Source organism: Moorena sp. SIO4G3, assembly GCF_010692305.1.
Classification (GTDB): Bacteria; Cyanobacteriota; Cyanobacteriia; order Cyanobacteriales; family Coleofasciculaceae; genus Moorena; species Moorena producens_A.
In genome coordinates this window covers 1-2,206 of record NZ_JAAHIG010000666.1, presented here as the reverse complement: position 1 = coordinate 2,206, position 2,206 = coordinate 1, and the positions used below count along the sequence as shown (strand labels likewise).

Annotated in this window: 1 protein-coding gene; it reads right to left on the bottom strand. The window is 45.8% G+C overall.

The window, feature by feature from the left end; genetic code table 11:
• Window positions 1-107: 107 nt before the first annotated feature.
• The gene (locus F6J99_RS44375; RefSeq protein WP_293123660.1) at window positions 108-1,622 is read right to left on the bottom strand and encodes a reverse transcriptase domain-containing protein; all 1,515 of its coding nucleotides are present in this window, start codon (window positions 1,620-1,622) and stop codon (window positions 108-110) included.
• Between the last annotated feature and the right edge of the window lie 584 nt (window positions 1,623-2,206).

Here is a 2,206-nt window from a genome sequence, read left to right as displayed (position 1 = left end):
GTCTAAAGACACGGGGTTCTATTAGAGTCGATGCTGGGGATTAGCCCAGGCACCTCTCCTTCAAAGCCGTGCGTGAAACTTTCGCCTCACACGGCTCCTAGATTCTCTCAACCAATAGGCTTGTCTTTCGACTTGCTCCAGTGAATCTGTTGGTGGCAACTTTGGTGGACAGCCATAAGGTTGTCTTTCTTCCAGTTGTGATGATTTCCATCGATGTGGTGGAGGTGAACTCTTTCCTCATCTATGAATCTCATCTCGCAATATCCACAGGAATGGTTTTGCTTGGTCAGTGCCTTGGCCGTATGATTGTCGTAGAGTTTGCTATTTCGCCTACTCCAGTAGACTAGGTCTCCGTCATAAGGGGACTTAGTCCCTTTGACCATTACGTGCCCATTTTGTTCATATCCTACTGCTGGAAAAGCCTTTTCACATAATTCATTTGCTTGGTAGCGGTTCGTTTTCTTTTCCTTTCGGAATTTCCTGTTGGCCGCTTTTTTCATGAACCATAGGCTGTCCCGTGAGCTATCCATATCACACCATTTGTGATAGTTTCGCCATCCTTTTACAATAGGAGCTAACTTTTTGGCTTTGACTTTTGCACCATAATTCGAGTTGTTGACCACGGCTTTAATCTTCTCACGTATTTTCCTATGGTTATCCACTGAGGGAGTGCAATGAAATTTTCCGTTTTGCTTGACTCGCATGTGCCAGCCAAGGAAGTCAAATCCGTCTGTCGTTTTGGTTATCTTGGTCTTTTGTTGACTGATTTCGAGACCTCGTTCATCTAAGAATTTTTCCACCTTTCGGAGGACTTTTTCTGCGTCATCTTTTGGTTTTAAAAAGATTACCATATCGTCCGCGTAACGGACGCTGGGATGTATGTCTTCTATTCCGTCAAGTGCAATGTTGGCGAGTAGTGGGCTGACCACACCTCCCTGGGGCGTTCCTTGTTCAGGGAATTCCGGGCAGATGCCAGCTTTTAAACATCTGAGTAGCCCTATCTTCAGATTGGCTGGAGCTAACAACCTATCCATGATGGATTTGTGGGAGATACGGTCGAAACACTTCTTGATATCTAGTTCTATGACTCTTTTGGTGATACCATTACAACTGGATTTCAAATTTTGAAACACTTGTTTTTGGGCATCTTGCGCACTACGTCCAGTCCTAAACCCGTAACTCCGAGCGTGAAAGGTTGCTTCATGCGCAGGTTCGAGAGCGTATTTTACTAGACATTGCCAGGCTCTGTCGGCGATGGTTGGTATTTTTAACATTCGGGTTTTTCCGTTCTTTTTAGGGATTGGTACTTCCCGGAGTCCGCTATGAAACCAGGTGTGGCCATAGTGGTTCAATGTTTCTACCAACTCAATTCGCTCGCGGTAGTTGAGGCTTTCCTTTCCATCAATACCGGCAGTGCGTTTTCCCTGATTTAATTGAGTCACTTGACGGACGGCCAAAAGTTGAGCTGAACGGGATTTCATAACCAGTTTTTGTAGAGACCTAGCTTTCCTTAGGTCACCAGCTTGAACCGCTTTATATATTCTTCGTTGTAGGCGGAATAAATCTTGGCGGAGTTTCTTCCACTTTTGACCCTTCCATAGTTCGCTATGTTTTTTACTCATGCGTCTAACTGTTCTCTACTCGGTTGAACATATTTCTGAGAATCCGTGCCCAGTTTTGAGCACATCTTACCCGACAGTGGGGATTAAGTTTGGCATAACTTACCGAGGTTACGACCGTTCCTCAGACCCATATTTTTGCTGTCGTTTTTACTCGTTCCGTTTATCAGATTGTTATGACGATTTAGGTCAGTCCAATTTGCCTATCCCCCTCTCGGAGATTACAGCTATCAATGTGAAAACGCTGTGAGAGTAGAGGATTCTTTACACATGTTATTCAGGTTGTGTTTGTCCCGTTAGACACTTTTCTAGGACTACTTAGACCTTGTCGTCTCCCCATTAGCGCCAGTGTTGCTACCTGCTTTTGGTCAACTGATTGCGCCCTGTTGCCAGCGTCACTCTGTGGGTTGCCGCCCACTCGGTGTGGCCAGATAGGGAGTCACCTGTCTCCTCAGTGGTGGGACTTTCACCCACATCCGATAAGCAGTTAGGATTTCGGGTTTGACCCCGCGAATCCCCCTAGTCATACCCCTCTAATCTCTAGAGGCTCTTACTAGGAACGAGCCGCACCACATTTCAGGATATTT